The sequence below is a fragment of the Bacillus sp. LR--39 genome (assembly GCF_053613335.1).
Genome location: NZ_JBSIOT010001697.1, coordinates 1 through 503 on the forward strand (window position 1 = coordinate 1; position 503 = coordinate 503).

At 51.9% G+C, this 503-nt stretch carries 1 protein-coding gene; it reads left to right on the plus strand.

Annotation, left to right across the window (positions count from 1 at the left end; all coding sequences use genetic code 11):
* Positions 1-503: UbiD family decarboxylase domain-containing protein (locus tag ACWHAR_RS32610; protein WP_452089118.1), on the plus strand; the 503-nt coding region annotated here is incomplete at both ends.

Below are 503 nucleotides of genomic sequence, written 5' to 3' on the forward strand. Positions count from 1 at the left end.
GCCCTGCAAGGCGAACCATATAAAATCGTCAAATCAAAACTGTCTAACTTAGATATCCCATGGGGCGCAGAAGTGGTTCTCGAAGGTGAGATCCTTGCGGGCGAACGCGAGTATGAAGGTCCGTTCGGCGAGTTTACCGGCCACTATTCAGGCGGACGAAGCATGCCGATCATCAAAATCAAGCGCGTCTGCCACCGCAACAATCCGATTTTTGAACACCTGTATTTAGGCATGCCTTGGACTGAGGTTGACTATATGGTCGGCATTAATACATGTGTGCCGCTTTACCAGCAGCTTAAAGAGGCGTATCCGAATGAAATTGTCGCGGTAAACGCGATGTATACGCACGGCTTGATCGCCATTGTATCAACGAAAAGCCGCTACGGCGGATTCGCCAAAGCCGTCGGCATGCGCGCGCTGACAACTCCGCACGGCCTCGGCTACTGCAAAATGGTGATCCTCGTTGACGAAGACGTCGATCCGTTTAACCTCCCGCAAGTGAT